The sequence below is a fragment of the Pseudomonas sp. G(2018) genome, assembly GCF_005502415.1.
Classification (GTDB): domain Bacteria; phylum Pseudomonadota; class Gammaproteobacteria; order Pseudomonadales; family Pseudomonadaceae; genus Aquipseudomonas.
In genome coordinates, this window is record NZ_SCOO01000008.1 from 123023 (window position 1) to 139008 (window position 15986).

19 protein-coding genes are annotated in these 15986 nt (G+C 60.6%); 17 read left to right on the plus strand and 2 right to left on the minus strand.

The window, feature by feature from the left end; genetic code table 11:
* Window positions 1-51 precede the first annotated feature (51 nt).
* The 12 genes from fleN (at window position 52) to FFS64_RS10965 (ending at window position 10987) form a co-directional block, all read left to right on the plus strand.
* Complete coding sequence (fleN, locus tag FFS64_RS10910) at window positions 52-882, plus strand: flagellar synthesis regulator FleN (RefSeq protein ID WP_137805392.1); 831 nt, start codon at window positions 52-54, stop codon at window positions 880-882.
* Complete coding sequence (fliA, locus tag FFS64_RS10915) at window positions 879-1619, plus strand: RNA polymerase sigma factor FliA (protein WP_007894214.1); 741 nt, start codon at window positions 879-881, stop codon at window positions 1617-1619. Before fleN ends, fliA begins: the two co-directional genes overlap by 4 nt.
* A 166-nt stretch (window positions 1620-1785) precedes the next feature.
* Complete coding sequence (locus FFS64_RS10920) at window positions 1786-2157, plus strand: chemotaxis response regulator CheY (protein ID WP_008006721.1); 372 nt, start codon at window positions 1786-1788, stop codon at window positions 2155-2157.
* 19 nt (window positions 2158-2176) lie between these two features.
* Window positions 2177-2965, plus strand: a complete 789-nt coding sequence (locus FFS64_RS10925; protein ID WP_137805393.1) for a protein phosphatase CheZ — start codon at window positions 2177-2179, stop codon at window positions 2963-2965.
* Between the two features lie 71 nt (window positions 2966-3036).
* Window positions 3037-5295, plus strand: a complete 2259-nt coding sequence (locus tag FFS64_RS10930) for a chemotaxis protein CheA (protein WP_137805394.1) — start codon at window positions 3037-3039, stop codon at window positions 5293-5295.
* Window positions 5296-5345: 50 nt separating this feature from the next.
* On the plus strand, window positions 5346-6476 hold the full coding sequence (locus FFS64_RS10935) for a chemotaxis response regulator protein-glutamate methylesterase (protein ID WP_137805395.1): 1131 nt from the start codon (window positions 5346-5348) through the stop codon (window positions 6474-6476).
* Window positions 6476-7216 carry a flagellar motor protein gene (locus FFS64_RS10940; RefSeq protein WP_095195703.1) on the plus strand — a complete coding sequence of 247 codons (741 nt, stop codon included), beginning with the start codon at window positions 6476-6478 and terminating at the stop codon, window positions 7214-7216. Before FFS64_RS10935 ends, FFS64_RS10940 begins: the two co-directional genes overlap by 1 nt.
* 12 nt (window positions 7217-7228) lie before the next feature.
* The gene (motD, locus tag FFS64_RS10945; protein ID WP_137805396.1) at window positions 7229-8119 is read left to right on the plus strand and encodes a flagellar motor protein MotD; all 891 of its coding nucleotides are present in this window, start codon (window positions 7229-7231) and stop codon (window positions 8117-8119) included.
* 40 nt (window positions 8120-8159) lie between these two features.
* The gene (locus FFS64_RS10950) at window positions 8160-8948 is read left to right on the plus strand and encodes a ParA family protein (RefSeq protein ID WP_095195701.1); all 789 of its coding nucleotides are present in this window, start codon (window positions 8160-8162) and stop codon (window positions 8946-8948) included.
* A gap of 142 nt (window positions 8949-9090) precedes the next feature.
* Window positions 9091-10023 carry a CheW domain-containing protein gene (locus tag FFS64_RS10955; RefSeq protein ID WP_137805397.1) on the plus strand — a complete coding sequence of 311 codons (933 nt, stop codon included), beginning with the start codon at window positions 9091-9093 and terminating at the stop codon, window positions 10021-10023.
* An 85-nt stretch (window positions 10024-10108) separates the two neighbouring features.
* Window positions 10109-10594 (plus strand): chemotaxis protein CheW, encoded by a 486-nt coding sequence (locus FFS64_RS10960; RefSeq protein ID WP_007980742.1) that lies wholly within the window; start codon window positions 10109-10111, stop codon window positions 10592-10594.
* Window positions 10595-10987, plus strand: coding sequence for a DUF2802 domain-containing protein (locus tag FFS64_RS10965; protein WP_137805398.1), 393 nt, complete (start codon window positions 10595-10597; stop codon window positions 10985-10987).
* A gap of 118 nt (window positions 10988-11105) precedes the next feature.
* On the opposite strand, the gene FFS64_RS10970 is transcribed toward FFS64_RS10965, so the two are convergent.
* Complete coding sequence (locus FFS64_RS10970) at window positions 11106-11435, minus strand: EscU/YscU/HrcU family type III secretion system export apparatus switch protein (RefSeq protein ID WP_137805399.1); 330 nt, start codon at window positions 11433-11435, stop codon at window positions 11106-11108.
* On the minus strand, window positions 11432-13006 hold the full coding sequence (locus tag FFS64_RS10975; RefSeq protein WP_137805400.1) for a flagellar hook-length control protein FliK: 1575 nt from the start codon (window positions 13004-13006) through the stop codon (window positions 11432-11434). The genes FFS64_RS10970 and FFS64_RS10975 overlap by 4 nt, the downstream gene beginning before the upstream one ends.
* A 198-nt stretch (window positions 13007-13204) precedes the next feature.
* On the opposite strand from FFS64_RS10975, the gene ccmA reads away from it, so the two are divergent.
* From ccmA to ccmE, 5 genes are all read left to right on the plus strand, one after another.
* On the plus strand, window positions 13205-13840 hold the full coding sequence (gene ccmA / locus FFS64_RS10980; protein WP_095195696.1) for a cytochrome c biogenesis heme-transporting ATPase CcmA: 636 nt from the start codon (window positions 13205-13207) through the stop codon (window positions 13838-13840).
* Window positions 13837-14505 (plus strand): heme exporter protein CcmB, encoded by a 669-nt coding sequence (gene ccmB, locus FFS64_RS10985; RefSeq protein ID WP_007983326.1) that lies wholly within the window; start codon window positions 13837-13839, stop codon window positions 14503-14505. Before ccmA ends, ccmB begins: the two co-directional genes overlap by 4 nt.
* A gap of 98 nt (window positions 14506-14603) precedes the next feature.
* On the plus strand, window positions 14604-15359 hold the full coding sequence (locus tag FFS64_RS10990) for a heme ABC transporter permease (RefSeq protein WP_137805401.1): 756 nt from the start codon (window positions 14604-14606) through the stop codon (window positions 15357-15359).
* Entirely contained in the window at window positions 15356-15532 is a 177-nt protein-coding gene (ccmD, locus tag FFS64_RS10995; RefSeq protein WP_057398391.1) for a heme exporter protein CcmD, read from the plus strand. Before FFS64_RS10990 ends, ccmD begins: the two co-directional genes overlap by 4 nt.
* Complete coding sequence (gene ccmE, locus FFS64_RS11000; RefSeq protein WP_137805402.1) at window positions 15529-15984, plus strand: cytochrome c maturation protein CcmE; 456 nt, start codon at window positions 15529-15531, stop codon at window positions 15982-15984. The genes ccmD and ccmE overlap by 4 nt, the downstream gene beginning before the upstream one ends.
* The last annotated feature ends 2 nt before the right edge of the window (window positions 15985-15986 follow it).

Sequence of the window (15986 nt, forward strand, 5' to 3'; positions counted from 1 at the left end):
CGCAGCCAGTAATGTGGCCTCCGTCTATGCAAGACAAGGTAAAGAAATAATATGGGCAGCATGCATCCCGTACAGGTGATCGCGGTGACCGGCGGCAAAGGTGGCGTCGGGAAAACTAACGTGTCAGTGAACTTGTCCCTGGCTTTGGCTGAGCTTGGCCGGCGCGTCATGCTGCTGGACGCCGATCTGGGGCTGGCGAACGTCGACGTTCTGCTGGGCCTGACACCCAAACGTACCCTGGCCGACGTGATTGAAGGTCGCTGCGAGCTGCGCGACGTTCTGTTGCAGGGGCCTGGTGGCGTCCGCATCGTTCCGGCCGCGTCCGGCACCCAGAGCATGGTGCATTTGAGCCCGGCGCAACACGCCGGCCTGATCCAGGCGTTCAGCGACATCGGCGACAACCTCGACGTGCTGGTGATCGACACCGCTGCGGGTATCGGTGACTCAGTAGTCAGTTTCGTGCGCGCCGCGCAGGAAGTGTTGCTGGTGGTCTGCGACGAGCCGACCTCGATCACCGACGCCTACGCATTGATCAAATTGCTTAACCGCGATTACGGCATGAATCGTTTCCGCGTCCTGGCCAACATGGCGCAGAGCCCGCAGGAAGGCCGCAACCTGTTCGCCAAGTTGACCAAGGTTACCGACCGCTTCCTCGACGTCGCCCTGCAATACGTTGGTGCTGTGCCGTATGACGAAAGCGTGCGCAAGGCCGTGCAGAAGCAGCGTGCCGTTTACGAAGCCTTCCCGCGGTCCAAGTGCTCGCTGGCGTTCAAGGCGATTGCACAAAAGGTCGATACCTGGCCGTTGCCCGCCAACCCGCGCGGGCACCTGGAGTTTTTCGTCGAGCGTCTCGTGCAACAAACGGCAGGACCTGTGCTATGACAGCCAGCGGTTACAACCTCTACAAGAAGTCGGCGCGTGACGCGCAGTACGAGCTGATCGAGCGTTACGCGCCACTGGTCAAACGCATTGCCTACCACCTGCTGGCGCGTCTGCCGGCCAGCGTCCAGGTCGAAGACCTGATCCAGGCCGGGATGATCGGCCTGCTTGAAGTGTCGACCAAATACGACGCCAGCAAAGGCGCGAGTTTCGAGACGTACGCGGGCATCCGCATCCGCGGCGCCATGCTCGATGAAGTACGCAAGGGGGACTGGGCGCCACGTTCGGTCCACCGCAATACCCGCATGGTCAGCGACGCCATTCGCTCGATTGAAGCTAAAACCGGCCGTGACGCTAAAGATCACGAAGTTGCGGCCGAACTCCAATTGAGTCTCGACGATTATTACGGGATTTTGAACGACACCCTGGGCAGCCGCTTGTTCAGCTTCGACGATCTGTTGCAGGACGGCGAACACGAAGGGCTGCACGAGGATGGCGCGAGTGCTCATCTCGAACCGTCACGCGATCTGGAAGATGAACGCTTCCAGGCGGCGCTGGCGGACGCGATTGCCAATTTGCCGGAGCGTGAGCGACTGGTGTTGGCGCTGTACTACGACGAAGAGTTGAATCTCAAGGAAATCGGTGAGGTCCTGGGGGTCAGCGAATCTCGAGTCAGCCAGTTACACAGCCAGTGCGCGGCCCGTTTGCGGGGGCGTTTGGGAGAGTGGCGAGCGCGCTGAAGGCAGTGTGGGGGCACTGCGACGTGGCTGGTGGGGTGATGAACCGCGCCGGTCTCGATCCGCTGTACTCCAGACAGTCCTCGAGTGTTTTGCCAGATTGATTGAAATGGCGCGTCCAGGTGCTGGGCGCGTTTTAGTCTGCTTGGAGGTCGAATTGGACAAGAACATGAAAATCCTCATCGTTGATGACTTCTCAACGATGCGGCGGATCATAAAAAACCTGTTGCGTGATCTTGGGTTCACCAACACGGTCGAGGCCGACGATGGCATTACCGCCATTCCGGTACTCAACAGCGGGAGCATCGACTTTCTGGTAACGGACTGGAACATGCCTGGCATGACCGGTATCGATCTGCTGCGCCACGTGCGTGCCGATGAAAAGCTCAAGCACCTGCCGGTGCTGATGGTGACCGCTGAAGCCAAGCGCGAACAGATCATCGAAGCGGCCCAGGCCGGTGTAAACGGCTATGTGGTCAAACCCTTCACGGCCCAGGCGTTGAAAGAAAAAATCGAGAAGATTTTCGAACGCATCGGTTGAACTGCGCCACGGGGGAGCTATGGGGCATAACGAATCTTCGCAGGGTGATTTTGAATCGACCCTGAAAAAACACGCCGTCGAACTGGTCGCGAGCCTTGAGAAGGGCAGGTTCGGCGATGCTGTGCAATTGATCCATGAGCTCAACCAGACCCGTGACCGCGGCCTGTATCAGGAAGTGGGCAAGCTCACCCGCGAGCTGCATAGCGCGATCGTCAATTTCCAGATTGACCCGCACATGCCGCAAGCCGAGGAAGTGTCACAGATCACCGATGCGACCGAGCGCCTGTCCTATGTGGTCAAGCTGACCGAGGCCGCGGCCAACCGCACCATGGACCTGGTGGAAAGCGCCACGCCGGTGGTCAACCGCCTGAGCGATGAAGCCCAGGCCTTGAGTACGGACTGGGGACGGTTCATGCGTCGCGAAGTCGGGGCTGAAGAGTTCCGCGAACTGGCCCGGCGGGTCGACGGTTTCCTGGCGCGCAGCGCCGAAAACGGCCGCGCGGTGTCGAGCAACCTCAACGACATCCTGCTTGCCCAGGATTACCAGGACCTCACCGGTCAAGTGATCAAGCGCGTGACCCAGCTGGTCACCGAAGTTGAAAGCAACCTGCTCAAGCTCGTACTCATGGCCAGTCAGGTGGACCGCTTTGCGGGCATCGAACATGACCGTGAAGCGATGCTTGCCGAAAAAGATCCACAAAAACATCTCTCTCAGGGTGAAGGTCCGCAGATTCATGCCGATAAAAGAGAAGACGTTGTGTCCGGTCAGGACGATGTGGACGATTTGCTATCCAGCCTGGGATTTTAGAATTTTAGTTTTCTAGAGTTTTGGAATTTTAGGTTTTTTGGGTTTTTAGACCTGTTAGGAGCACACCATTAATGAGCTTCGGCGCCGATGAAGAGATCCTTCAGGATTTCCTGGTTGAGGCCGGCGAGATTCTAGAGCAACTGTCCGAGCAACTGGTCGAGCTGGAAAGCCGGCCGGATGATGCGGACTTGCTCAATGCAATTTTTCGCGGTTTTCACACTGTAAAAGGGGGCGCCGGCTTCCTCCAGCTCAACGAGCTGGTGGAGTGCTGTCACATCGCCGAAAACGTGTTCGACATCCTGCGCAAGGGCGAACGTCGCGTCGACTCGGAATTGATGGACGTGGTTCTCGAAGCACTGGACGCGGTGAACAGCATGTTCAGCGAAGTCCGCGAGCGCAGCCCGATCACGGCCGCTACGCCTGAATTGCTCGCGGCCCTGGCCCGTCTGGCCGAGCCGCAAACGGCTGATGAGGCCGCACCGGCACCCGTTGCCGACGTGGTTGAAGAGCCTGTCGCTGAAAGCGAATCGGGCGATATTACCGACAATGAATTCGAACAACTGCTGGACTCGCTGAACGCCGTGAAGGCACAGGCCGAGGCGCCGGCGGCTGCTCCGGCCGGCGACGGCGCTGCCAGTGACGAAATCACCGATGCCGAGTTCGAGTCGTTGCTCGACCAGTTGCACGGTAAAGGCCAGTTTGCCGTTGATGCGGTGGTGGCTCCTGCCGCGCCTGCCGCGCCGGAAGCGCCGAAAGCCGCCGGCGACAGCTCCGATATTACTGATGACGAATTCGAAGCACTGCTCGACCAGTTGCACGGCAAGGGCAACTTTGCGGTGGATGCGCTGGAGTCGGCCATCGCTTCGGTGCCAACTCCGGCAGCACCTGTCGCCGCTGCGGCCGGTAGCGACCTGATCACCGATCACGAATTCGAATCGCTGCTCGACGAATTGCACGGCAAAGGCAAGTTCACCGAAGTCGGCACCGCCTCCGGGGCTGCTTCAGGCACCAGTGCACCGGTGGCGGCACCTGTCGCCAAGGCTGCGCCGAAACCGGCCGCCAAGGCGCCCGAACCGAAAGTCGAAACTCCAGCGGCTGCTGCCGCTCCGGCTCCGGCCCGCGCCCCGGCATCGGCGCCAGCGGATAAACCGGCCAGCGAAGCCGAGACGACCGTGCGGGTCGACACCGCGCGTCTCGACGAAATCATGAACATGGTCGGCGAATTGGTGCTGGTGCGTAACCGCCTGGTCCGTCTTGGTGCCAACAGCGCCGATGAAGCCATGTCCAAGGCCGTGTCGAACCTCGACGTGGTCACGGCCGACCTGCAGACCGCGGTCATGAAGACCCGGATGCAACCGATCAAGAAAGTCTTCGGGCGCTTCCCGCGCCTGGTTCGCGACCTGGCTCGCCAGCTCAAGAAAGAGATCAACCTGGAGCTGGTCGGCGAAGAAACCGACCTCGACAAGAACCTCGTCGAGGCCCTGGCCGACCCGCTGGTCCACTTGGTGCGCAACGCAGTCGATCACGGCATCGAGTCGCCGGAAGAACGCGAAGCTTCGGGCAAGGCCCGTGGCGGCAAGGTGATCCTGGCCGCGGAGCAGGAAGGTGACCACATCCTGCTGTCGATCTCCGATGACGGTAAAGGCATGGACCCGAACGTCCTGCGTTCCATCGCGGTGAAACGCGGTGTGATGGACAAGGATGCGGCCGATCGCCTGAGCGACACCGAGTGCTACAACCTGATTTTCGCCCCGGGCTTCTCGACCAAGACCGAGATTTCCGACGTGTCGGGTCGTGGCGTGGGCATGGACGTGGTGAAAACCAAGATTTCCCAGCTCAACGGCTCGATCAACATCTACTCGGCCAAGGGCCAGGGTTCGAAGATCGTCATCAAGGTGCCGTTGACCCTGGCGATCATGCCGACGCTGATGGTCATGCTCGGCAACCAGGCGTTCGCGTTCCCGCTGGTGAACGTCAACGAGATCTTCCATCTCGACCTGTCGACCACCAACGTGGTGGATGGCCAGGAAGTGGTGATCGTGCGGGACAAGGCGCTGCCGTTGTTCTACCTCAAGCGCTGGCTGGTCAGCTCCGCCGCTCACGAAGAGCAGCGCGAAGGCCATGTGGTGATCCTTTCGGTGGGCACCCAGCGGATCGGCTTCGTCGTCGATCAACTGGTGGGCCAGGAAGAAGTGGTCATCAAGCCATTGGGCAAAATGCTCCAGGGAACCCCGGGCATGTCGGGCGCCACCATTACCGGTGACGGTCGCATTGCGCTGATTCTCGATGTTCCGAGCATGCTCAAGCGTTACGCCACGCGGCGTATTTGATTCTGGCGAAGCGGGGCGTCTGAGGTCCCGCGGCGTCTAACGGAGTGTTTATGGCAGTCAAAGTCCTGGTGGTGGACGATTCGGGGTTTTTCCGCCGCCGCGTCTCGGAAATTCTTTCAGCGGATTCGAATATCCAGGTCGTCGGCACGGCGACCAACGGAAAAGAGGCGATCGATCAGGCACTGGCCCTCAAGCCGGACGTGATCACCATGGACTATGAGATGCCGATGATGGACGGCATCACGGCGGTGCGGCACATCATGCAGCGCTGCCCGACTCCGGTTTTGATGTTTTCCTCGTTGACCCACGAAGGCGCCCGGGTAACCCTCGATGCGCTGGACGCGGGTGCCGTGGACTTCCTGCCGAAGAATTTCGAAGACATCTCGCGCAACCCCGAGAAGGTCAAGCAACTGCTGTGCGAGAAGATTCTGAGCATCTCGCGCAGTAACCGTCGTGTCAGCGCCTACAGTACTCCGGCACCGGTAGCCACACCTGCACCAGCGCATGCACCTTCCAGCCTTGGCAGTTATGGCGGCAGCGCGCCTGCGCGTCCGGCTCCGGCCCCGATCCCTGCACGCGCCCATACGGCCACGCCGTCGTCGCCCGCGCCGAAACGCAAAGCCTACAAACTGCTGGCCATCGGTACCTCCACCGGTGGGCCGGTTGCCCTGCAGCGGGTATTGACCCAGTTGCCGGCCAACTTCCCGGCGCCGATCGTGTTGATCCAGCACATGCCTGCAGCGTTCACCAAGGCTTTCGCGGAGCGTCTGGACAAGCTCTGCCGCATCAGCGTCAAGGAAGCCGAGGATGGCGACATCCTGCGTCCGGGCCTGGCGCTGCTGGCACCGGGTGGCAAGCAAATGATGATCGACGGCCGTGGCGCGGTGAAAATCCTGCCGGGCGATGAGCGTTTGAACTACAAACCGTGCGTGGACATCACTTTCGGTTCGGCGGCCAAGTCCTACGGTGACAAAGTTCTGGCGGTGGTATTGACCGGCATGGGCGCCGACGGTCGCGAAGGCGCGCGTTTGCTCAAGCAGGGCGGCAGCTCGATCTGGGCCCAGGATGAAGCCAGCTGTGTGATCTACGGTATGCCGATGGCCATCGTCAAAGCCGAGCTCGCCGACGCTGTGTACAGCCTGGACGACATCGGCAAGCACCTGGTCGAGGCCTGTATCTGATGGATGTTCTGAGCCTTATCGGCATCATCATGGCGTTCGTCGCCATCATCGGCGGCAACTACCTTGAGGGCGGGCATCTCGGTGCGCTGGCGAACGGCCCGGCGGCACTGATCGTACTGGGCGGAACCATTGGCGCGGCATTGCTGCAATCACCGATGAGCGCTTTCAAGCGGGCCATGCAGATCCTTGCATGGATTCTGTTCCCGCCACGCGTCGACCTGGCCGGTGGCATCGATCGTGTCGTCAACTGGAGCCTGACCGCGCGCAAGGAAGGCTTGCTCGGTCTGGAAGGCGTAGCCGACACCGAACCCGACAGCTACTCGCGCAAAGGCTTGCAACTGCTGGTGGACGGCGCCGAACCGGAAGCCATCCGCAGCATTCTGGAAGTGGATTTCTATACCCAGGAAAGCCGCGATATCGAGGCCGCCAAAGTCTTCGAAAGCATGGGTGGCTACGCGCCGACCATCGGCATCATCGGTGCGGTGATGGGCCTGATTCACGTCATGGGCAACCTCGGTGATCCGTCGCAACTGGGTAACGGCATTGCCGTGGCCTTCGTCGCCACCATCTACGGCGTGGCCAGTGCCAACCTGGTGCTGCTGCCGATTGCCGCCAAACTCAAATCCGTTGCATTGCGCCAGTCGCGTTATCGCGAAATGCTGCTCGAAGGCATCCTGTCGATCGCCGAAGGTGAAAACCCTCGCTCCATTGAGTTGAAGCTCCAGGGCTTCATGGACTAAGGGAATAACCTCATGGCACGTCGCCGTCAGCATGATGAACACGTTAATCACGAGCGCTGGCTGGTGTCCTACGCGGACTTCATCACCTTGCTCTTCGCGTTTTTCGTGGTGATGTACTCGATCTCTTCGGTCAACGAAGGCAAGTACAAGGTCATTTCCCAAGCGCTGATCGGCGTCTTCAACGATGCCGATCGTTCCCTCCAGCCAATACCCATTGGTGAAGAGCGCCCGAAGACGGTGACCCCGGCCAAGCCGCTGGTCAAGGATGCCGAACAGGTTGACGCCGGTATCGCCGGGGCCAGCGATCCGCTGAAAAGCGTCGCCGACGACATCAGCGCAGCCTTTGGCGATCTGATCAAATCCAACCAGATGACCGTGCGCGGCAATGAGCTCTGGGTCGAGATCGAACTCAATTCCAGCCTGTTGTTCGGCAGCGGCGACGCCATGCCCAGCGACATGGCCTTCAACATCATCGACAAGGTCGCGGCCATTTTGAAGCCGTTTGACAACCCGATTCACGTTGAAGGTTTTACCGACGATCAACCCATACGTACCGCGCAGTACCCGACCAACTGGGAACTGTCGTCGGCCCGTTCGGCGAGCATCGTGCGCATGCTGGCGATGCAGGGGGTGAACCCCGGTCGTCTGGCATCGGTGGGCTACGGCGAATTCCAGCCCGTGGCCAACAACGCCACGGTCGAGGGCCGGGCGCGCAACCGTCGTGTAGTGCTGGTGGTGTCACGCAATCTTGACGTGCGCCGCAGCCTGACCGGGACCGGAGCCGCTCATACCACACCGGATGCCGCTTTGAAGCGTGCTGGCACACAAACTGCACCGACCCCGGTCAAGTCGCCGGTACGAGAGAGCGCCGTCAATTCTCCGTCACCCGCATTAACACGTTGAGCTATTTCCCGGTCGATTCGACCGGGAGGAACCAAACCAAATGAGAGTCTGGGCAGTCGCCAATCAAAAGGGTGGTGTCGGTAAAACCACTTCCTCCATCGCTTTAGCCGGTTTGCTGGCCGAGGCGGGCAAGCGCGTGGTCGTGGTTGACCTCGACCCCCACGGCTCGATGACCAGTTATTTCGGCTATGACCCCGACAGCCTGGAACACAGCAACTACGACCTGTTCCTGCATAAGGGCAGCGTGCCTCAGGGCTTGCCCGGACAATTGCTGCTGTCCACCAGCGACGAACGTATTTCCCTGTTGCCATCGAGTACCGCCCTGGCCACCCTTGAGCGCCAGTCGCCGGGCCAGAGTGGCCTGGGCCTGGTGATCGCCAAGAGCCTGGCGCAGTTGTGGCAAGACTTCGATTACGCGGTCATCGACAGCCCACCGCTGCTGGGCGTGCTGATGGTCAATGCCTTGGCGGCGAGCCAGCAACTGGTCATCCCGGTGCAGACCGAACACCTGGCGGTCAAAGGCCTGGAGCGCATGATCAACACCCTGGCGATGATCAACCGCTCGCGCAAACAGGCCTTGCCGTTCACCATCGTGCCGACCCTGTTCGACCGGCGTACGCAAGCGTCCCTCGGCACGCTGCGGGTATTGCGCGACAAGTTTCCGGAGGAAATCTGGCAGGGTTACATTCCCGTGGACACCCGCTTGCGCGATGCCAGCCGTGCCGGGCTGACGCCTTCGCAATTCGATGGCAAGAGCCGTGGCGTTCTTGCCTACCGTGCGCTGCTCAAGCATCTGCTGACGGCACAACTTGTTCCGCAGGTGGCTTGAAGATGACCCCGATCCCTGTAGGAGCGAGCATGTCGAATCGTCGCACCGTCGCGATGGTCGTCAACGATGACGCGGGAAGCCTGACACCCCGTGGCGCTCTCAGGTTCATCGCGAGCATGCTCGCTCCTACAGGTGAGCGTTCATGAACCGGCCGTTGAAGACCACTTCGCGCCCGCAACTGGCGTTGCAGTCCTACCTGGATAATCTGCTGCAGGAAGTCACCGAGGAATTCGCGCCAGAAATCGAAGCGCTGCCCGCCGTGGTTGAGGTTGAGGCCGCGCTGGACGAATTCCAGGCCGCAGTACTCGAAGAGCAGGCGCGCGATGCGCAGAAAATCGTAGTCGCGACCGCCCCGGTGACAGCACCGGTAGTGAAAACGCCGGTTGCCGTGGTTGATGCGCCGACACCCGTTCTGGCGCCGGTCTCGACGATCGCCCCCTTGCTGCAAGCCTTGGTGCCACCGGCCATCGAAGAGCAACAGGTTTTGGTTCCTGCCCCTGTCGAGGTGCAACAGGTGCTGGTACCACCCGTGGTCGAAGTCCACCTGCCACCCGCCAACACACCGCCACCAGTGGAAACCAACGGTCGTCCGGCGTGGGCAGCCGAGCCGTTCGAATGCCTGTTGTTCGATGTCGCCGGGTTGACCCTGGCGGTGCCGCTGGTGTGCCTGGGCTCGATCTACTCCCTGGCCGGCCACGAACTGACGCCGCTGTTCGGCCAGCCGGAGTGGTTCCTCGGCATCCTGCCGAGCCAGGCGGGCAACCTGAAGGTTCTGGACACCGCGCGTTGGGTCATGCCCGATCGTTATCGCGATGATTTCCGTCAGGGCCTGCAATACGTCATCTCGGTTCAGGGCTACGAGTGGGGGCTGGCAGTGCATCAGGTCAGCCGCTCATTGCGCCTGGACCCGAACGAAATCAAGTGGCGCAGCCACCGTGGTCAACGGCCATGGCTGGCGGGCACGGTGATTGAACACATGTGTGCATTGCTCGACGTTTCCGCGCTGGCTGAGTTGATCGCCAGTGGCGGGGTAAAGCACATGAGCGGCAGCAAGCCGGTCCAAAAGCTGAAATGAAATCTGCACAACAAACAGGCGACGGCATCCAAATGCCGCAGCACCGAACACACACCGCCAGGGCGGTTTTTCGAGGGGTCAGGGTATGAATGATAAGGCGACGGCGGCAAAAGGGTCCGAAGATCCGATCCTGCAATGGGTAACCTTCAAGCTGGACAACGAAACCTACGGCATCAACGTGATGCGCGTTCAGGAAGTCCTGCGCTACACCGAAATCGCCCCGGTGCCGGGTGCCCCGAGCTACGTGCTGGGCATCATCAACCTGCGCGGTAACGTGGTCACCGTGATCGATACCCGTCAGCGCTTCGGCTTGATGAATGCCGAAATCAGCGACAACACCCGTATCGTCATCATCGAAGCCGACAAGCAGGTTGTCGGGATCATGGTCGACAGCGTGGCCGAAGTGGTTTACCTGCGCCAGTCGGAAATTGAAACCGCGCCAAACGTCGGTAACGAAGAATCCGCCAAGTTCATTCAAGGCGTGTGCAACAAGAACAACGAACTGCTGATCCTGGTCGAACTGGACAAGATGATGAGCGAAGAAGAATGGTCGGAACTGGAGAGTATCTGATTGATTCTCGAGGTTGCGGTCATTGTCCTGTTCCTGTTTTGGGCAGGCACGCTGGCGATGTTTCTGGCGTACATTCGCGATCAACGGAAGATCGCCGCGCAACAGGCCCAGGGCGATGCGCTGCGTGATCAGCGCATCAAGGACCTGGCCAAAAGCGTGGATGATTATCAGAACGGCAACGTGCGCATGGGTGAAGACCTGTACGAACTGCGCGCGATCGTCGCGCCGTTGCCGGACCGGCTCACCCGCGTGGAACAACGCGATCCTACCAGCCTGTCGTTCGCCCAGGCGGCGCGACTGGTGGGAATGGGCGCGAGCGTCGACGAGCTGACCCAGTCCTGCGGCTTGACCCAGGCTGAGGCGGAGTTGATGAGTAAGCTGCACAAGAACTGATTTTTTGCGATTTGGCTAAGATTGCTTTCGCGAGCAGGCTCGCTCCCACAGTGGATCGGCGTGGACACCGCCAGCCCCCTGTGGGAGCGAGCCTGCTCGCGATGGCGTCTTCGAACCCTCAGTAATCATCCCCGCGATCGGTGATGTCTTTCTCGAGCATAGGCACATCCGGATCCTGCCCCGCCGGAAACTTGCCCTTCAGATTCCACGCGAACGCAATGATCTCCGCAATCGTGCGGTACAACTCCTGCGGAATGCTGTCCCCCAGTTCCATGCGCGCCAGCAGCCTCACCAACTCGGCGTTTTCGTAGATCGGCACTTCATAGTCGCGGGCGATCCGCAGGATTTCTTCAGCCAGTTCTTCATCACCCTTGGCGGTGAGGGTAGGGGCGTGGGCGCCGTCGTATTTGAGGGCGATGGCCTGGCGGGGGGCGTTGGGGTTTTTCATGCGGTTTCGTCGACCCAGCGTTGTTCGAGACGGGTTTGCGGGCCTTGAAGCGGCTTGCCCTGATGGCAATCAAGATCGCCGACGTTCAGCCCCGAGGCCTGCAGGCGTTGACGCAGTGCGGCCAGGTTGTTTTCGATCAGGCTGGCGGTGTACGGCCGTTCGGCCCAGAGCTGGCTGGAGAGACAGCCCTTGATCAGTTGTGCCTGAATCTGCATCGGCCCCAGCGGCTCCATATCGAACGCCAACTCGACGCGCCACAGTTGTTGCTTGGGCTCTCGCTCGTCACGGCGTTCATGGGGTTGTTCCTTGTCTGGCGCTTCTTCACGCTGGAACTTGATCTGCAACGGCACGATGTCCTGCAGGTTGCGCATCGGAACTTCCAGTTGCCAGGTACTCATCAGGCGGCCGTCACTGGTAACACCGGTCTGCTCCAGGCTTGACAGTTGATGGCTCTGCAGGCGTGAAACCGCTGCCGCGGCCAGGCGCAGCAGGTGTTCGAGATCATCTTCGCCTTCGGCGTTCTGCAACAGGCGCTCGGGCAGCGGGAAGCCGGTGGGCGACGGTTTGGCACTGACTTGCCCGAGCATGCCCAGGGCATTGCGCACGAAGCTCGGCATGGCCTGGGCCAGGGTGTTGGCGGCGATGATCGCGCTGAGGTTGGTGCTGGCGGGCAGCCCTGGCGTCAGTTGCGCAATCAGCTTGAGCAGATCGGCCTTCATGTCGGGCGCGAGCGCCGGGTTCTGCCCGGTCAGCAGTTTCGTTTCGAGGAACGCGCCGCTGCTGGCCAGTGCCAGGGCCAAACCTTTGGGGGAACTCAGTTGCTGTACGTCCGGCAGGCCGGCGAGCAATTTGTCCACGATCACGCGCAAGTCGCTTGAGGTCTGATTTGAAGCTGGCAGGTTTTGCAGCAGCTTGAGCAAACCATCCAGCGATCCCTGACGGCTCTGTTGGCCGACCAGTTGCTGGGTCACCGCCAATTGCTCCTGGCGGCTGCTCAAGGGCACGAACTTCAAGGTCTGGGTGTCCTGCACCTGGGCGCTGAGCAAGGTGCCGATGCGCAATGGCTGTGGGCTGTCGATGCTCAAGGTGCTGCCGCTCAAGGCAGTATTGAGCAGGCTGACCATCGAGCGAAATACCGTCGGTTGCCCCGGCACTTGCGGCAACACCTGGGAGGTCAGCACTTTGCCCTGCAACAGGGTGCCGACCGGCAACTGCGTGGTGTCTAGGCGGGTGAGGGTGGCGACGCTGGAGGCGATGGCCTGTTGCACCGTGACGGCCAGGTTCCCTGCTGAAGGCTGGGTGACCGCGATGCTTGTACCCTGGGCCAACGGCAGGTTGCTGGTGGCCTGGACTGTGGTTTGGCGTCCGCTATCAAGGGTGACCTTGAGCAGCAGCTGAAAAGTCTGATCCGCCTGCTTGAGCGACAACACCTCGGCCTTGGCCGTCTGACCGGCAGTGATCAGGCCCTCGATGGGTGTCAGCAGCTTGAGCAATTCGCCACTGACCGCCAGCGGACGCGTGGTCGCCGGGGTGGTCTGCGGTAGCGGGAGGATGTTCATTTCGCCTGTCATACGCGGTCACAACCTTGGGAAAATGCACTCTTTAGAGTAGGAAAGGGCATGTATAATGCCGCCGCGTTGTATACAGAGTGCCGGAAACATTGCAATTATTTGACGCAGCTCGCTAGTTCGGGCCGCCAATACATCTATTCTGCATCTCTTTAACGGCCGCGCCAGAGCCGACTTGAACCGTATAAGGCCCGTGAACCCTTGACCAGTCCTGTCCTGCAAACCGTTGCCCTTGCCTGTGAGCGAGACCTTCGGCTGCTCTTCGAAAATCTCGATTTGAGACTGGCCAGTGGCGAAATGGTGCAAATCAGTGGCCCAAACGGCAGTGGCAAGACCAGTCTGTTACGCCTGCTTTCGGGGCTGATGCACCCGACGGCCGGTCAAGTGCTGCTCAATGGCCAACCGCTCAACGAACAACGCACGGAACTGGCGCGCAACCTGCTGTGGATCGGTCATGCGGCGGGGATCAAGGATCTGCTGACGCCGGAAGAGAACCTCAGCTGGCTCTGTGCCCTGCATCAACCAGCCTCCCACGAAGCCATCTGGCAAGCCCTGGCAGCGGTCGGATTGCGCGGTTTTGAAGATGTTCCCTGCCACACGCTATCCGCTGGGCAGCAGCGCCGTGTTGCACTGGCGCGTCTTTATCTGGACAGCCCGCCGCTCTGGATTCTCGATGAACCCTTCACCGCCCTCGACAAGCAAGGCGTGGCGCAGTTGGAAGAACACCTGGCCGGCCACTGCGAACGCGGCGGCATGGTGGTGTTGACCACCCACCACACACTGAGCCGCATGCCGGCCAGCTATCGTGACATTGATCTGGGGAAATGGGCCGTATGAGTGTTTTTGGCCTGTTGGTCGCCCGTGAGGCCCGTCTGCTGTTCCGCCGTCCCGCGGAGCTGGCCAATCCGCTGGTGTTTTTCGCCATCGTCGTTTCCCTGTTCCCCTTGGCGGTCGGTCCCGAGTCTCAATTGTTGCAAACCTTGTCCCCGGGACTGGTCTGGGTGGCAGCCCTTTTATCGGTTTTGCTCTCGCTGGACGGGCTTTTCCGCAGTGATTTCGAAGACGGCTCGCTGGAACAGTGGGTCCTTTCGCCGCACCCCCTGCCTCTTCTGGTTTTGGCCAAGGTGCTGGCACACTGGGCGTTTTCCGGCCTGGCACTGGTTTTGCTCGCTCCCTTGCTGGCGTTGATGCTCGGTTTGCCTGCCGCCTGTCTGCCGGTGTTGCTGCTTTCTTTATTGCTGGGTACACCGGTGCTGAGCCTGCTCGGTGCGGTGGGCGCGGCCCTGACGGTCGGTTTGAAGCGCGGTGGCCTGTTGCTAGCGTTGCTGATTCTGCCGTTGTACATCCCGGTGTTGATTCTCGGCAGTGGCGCCTTGCAGGCAGCCCTGCAGGGCATGCCGGCGACCGGTTATCTCTTGTGGCTTGGTAGCCTGACCGCCCTGGCGATAACCCTGACACCTTTTGCAATAGCCGCTGGCCTGAAGATCAGCGTCGGCGAATAATAATGAGGCCTGATCAAAAATTGATCACTTCTTTTGAAGAAAGGCTGACCCTTTTGGCTGCTTCGTGATGAGGAGCGGCAACCGTGATGGAAACAGTAATGAACTGGACCTGGTTTCATAAGCTCGGCTCACCCAAGTGGTTCTACGGCATCAGCGGCAAGATGCTGCCGTGGTTGAGCATCGCAGCCTTACTGCTGATCACCATCGGTGTAGTCTGGGGCTTGGCCTTCGCGCCGCCGGACTATCAGCAAGGCAACAGCTTTCGCATCATTTATATCCACGTTCCGTCCGCCATGCTGGCGCAGTCCATCTATGTGATGCTGGCCGTGTGCGGCGTCGTCGGGCTGGTGTGGAAAATGAAACTGGCCGATGTCGCCCTGCAATGCGCGGCGCCCATCGGTGCCTGGATGACCACCGTGGCGCTGGTCACCGGTGCAATCTGGGGCAAGCCGACCTGGGGGTCGTGGTGGGTCTGGGATGCACGCCTTACGTCCATGTTGATTCTGCTTTTTCTGTACTTCGGTCTCATTGCGCTGGGCAACGCTATCAGCAATCGTGACAGTGCGGCCAAGGCCTGCGCGGTATTGGCAATTGTCGGCGTGATCAATATCCCGATCATCAAGTACTCGGTGGAGTGGTGGAACACCCTGCATCAGGGCGCAACCTTTACCCTCACCGAAAAACCGGCGATGCCCGCTGAAATGTGGCTGCCGCTGCTGCTGACGGCACTCGGGTTTTACTGCTTCTTCGGCGCCGTGTTGCTGCTGCGCATGCGCCTTGAAGTGCTCAAGCGCGAGGCGCGGGCCAGTTGGGTGAAAGCCGAAGTTCAGAACAGCCTGGAGGTCGCTCGATGAGTTTTGCTTCATTCGGCGACTTCATCGCCATGGGCCATCACGGCCTTTATGTCTGGTCGGCCTACGGCATTTGCCTGGTGGTACTGGCCCTCAACGTGGCGGCGCCGATCCTGGCCCGCAAGCGGTATCTGCAACAAGAGGCGCGTCGTCTGCGCCGGGAGAACGGCAAGTGAATCCGCTGCGTAAAAAGCGTCTTACCATCATTCTCGCGATTCTGGTCGGGGTCGGCGCTGCCGTCGGCCTGGCCCTGAGCGCCCTGCAGCAAAACATCAATCTGTTCTACACCCCGACCCAGATCGCCAACGGCGAAGCGCCCCATGACACGCGCATTCGCGCCGGCGGTATGGTCGAGGCCGGCTCGTTGCAGCGCTCCGGCGATTCCCTGGACGTCAAATTCATCGTCACCGACTTCAACAAGTCCGTGACCATCACCTATCGCGGCATCCTGCCGGACCTGTTCCGCGAAGGGCAGGGCATCGTCGCCCTGGGTAAACTCAATGCCGATGGCGTGGTGGTGGCCGATGAAGTGCTGGCCAAGCACGACGAGAAGTACATGCCGCCGGAAGTGACCAAGGCGTTGAAAGACAGTGGTCAATCCGCCCCCACACCCGCCAAGGAGGGTTGATG

Coding starts and splice junctions, on each gene's coding strand:
- motD (WP_137805396.1), top strand. CDS start 7,229: ATGGCACGTCGCCGTCAGCATGATGAACACGTTAATCACGAGCGCTGG.
- ccmB (WP_007983326.1), top strand. CDS start 13,837: ATGAGTGTTTTTGGCCTGTTGGTCGCCCGTGAGGCCCGTCTGCTGTTC.
- FFS64_RS10970 (WP_137805399.1), bottom strand. CDS start 11,435: ATGAAAAACCCCAACGCCCCCCGCCAGGCCATCGCCCTCAAATACGAC.
- FFS64_RS10950 (WP_095195701.1), top strand. CDS start 8,160: ATGAGAGTCTGGGCAGTCGCCAATCAAAAGGGTGGTGTCGGTAAAACC.
- FFS64_RS10930 (WP_137805394.1), top strand. CDS start 3,037: ATGAGCTTCGGCGCCGATGAAGAGATCCTTCAGGATTTCCTGGTTGAG.
- FFS64_RS10920 (WP_008006721.1), top strand. CDS start 1,786: ATGAAAATCCTCATCGTTGATGACTTCTCAACGATGCGGCGGATCATA.
- FFS64_RS10955 (WP_137805397.1), top strand. CDS start 9,091: ATGAACCGGCCGTTGAAGACCACTTCGCGCCCGCAACTGGCGTTGCAG.
- FFS64_RS10935 (WP_137805395.1), top strand. CDS start 5,346: ATGGCAGTCAAAGTCCTGGTGGTGGACGATTCGGGGTTTTTCCGCCGC.
- FFS64_RS10960 (WP_007980742.1), top strand. CDS start 10,109: ATGAATGATAAGGCGACGGCGGCAAAAGGGTCCGAAGATCCGATCCTG.
- fliA (WP_007894214.1), top strand. CDS start 879: ATGACAGCCAGCGGTTACAACCTCTACAAGAAGTCGGCGCGTGACGCG.
- FFS64_RS10990 (WP_137805401.1), top strand. CDS start 14,604: ATGAACTGGACCTGGTTTCATAAGCTCGGCTCACCCAAGTGGTTCTAC.
- fleN (WP_137805392.1), top strand. CDS start 52: ATGGGCAGCATGCATCCCGTACAGGTGATCGCGGTGACCGGCGGCAAA.
- FFS64_RS10925 (WP_137805393.1), top strand. CDS start 2,177: ATGGGGCATAACGAATCTTCGCAGGGTGATTTTGAATCGACCCTGAAA.
- FFS64_RS10940 (WP_095195703.1), top strand. CDS start 6,476: ATGGATGTTCTGAGCCTTATCGGCATCATCATGGCGTTCGTCGCCATC.
- FFS64_RS10975 (WP_137805400.1), bottom strand. CDS start 13,006: ATGACAGGCGAAATGAACATCCTCCCGCTACCGCAGACCACCCCGGCG.
- ccmD (WP_057398391.1), top strand. CDS start 15,356: ATGAGTTTTGCTTCATTCGGCGACTTCATCGCCATGGGCCATCACGGC.